Annotated in this window: 1 protein-coding gene and 1 pseudogene; both read right to left on the bottom strand. The window is 63.6% G+C overall.

The window, feature by feature from the left end; genetic code table 11:
* A pseudogene (locus CKO43_RS25590) lies at nucleotides 1-337 on the bottom strand (hypothetical protein); the annotation flags it as partial.
* Nucleotides 334-583 (bottom strand): aspartate racemase/maleate isomerase family protein (locus CKO43_RS25585; RefSeq protein WP_455710413.1); only part of this gene is annotated, 250 nt, incomplete at its 5' end. The pseudogene CKO43_RS25590 and the gene CKO43_RS25585, both read right to left, overlap by 4 nt.

Raw genomic sequence — 583 nt, 5'->3', positions numbered from 1 at the left:
CGTCATCCTCCGCACTCGTCCAGGCCTGCAGAATGAGCTTGATGACGTCGTCGAGCCCGGCGCCGAAGAAGAACATCCCTTCATCGACCCGGTGGCGCGCGGCAAGCGCCCGCCGCAGCTGCGAATAATTGAGGTCGGGATAAAGGTGGATGGCGCCGCAGGCGCGCTGTGCAGCCTCGACAGCAGCCGGCGGCGGCCCGAACGGGTTGACGTTGAGGGAGAAGTCGATGACGGCCTCGCGGGCAAGGCCGTACCGCTCAGCGATCAAATCGGGCGAGGTCTCCGCTTCATAAAGGCGCGTCGAAGACATTTCGGCGCTTTGCGGGTTGAGGGTCATGCCAGCAGCTTCCCGTAACTTGTGACCGCGGGAACCCCGCCGAGGGCATTGCGGATGCCCCACAACGTGACCTGATTGCTCGTCAAAACCGGCTTGCCGCATTCATGTTCAAGCTCCTCGGCGACCTCGAGTGCCCGCAGATCGGTGCAGCTCACGAAAATCGCCTCGCTGTCCGGCGTATCGACATCACGCACCAGCTCCTTCACACGCTCCGGCGGCACTTCGCGGATCGCCTTTCCGGAAAGC

The organism is Rubrivivax gelatinosus (assembly GCF_016583785.1).
Lineage (GTDB): Bacteria > Pseudomonadota > Gammaproteobacteria > Burkholderiales > Burkholderiaceae_C > Rubrivivax > Rubrivivax gelatinosus_B.
This window is presented reverse-complemented; position numbering and strand designations above follow the sequence as displayed.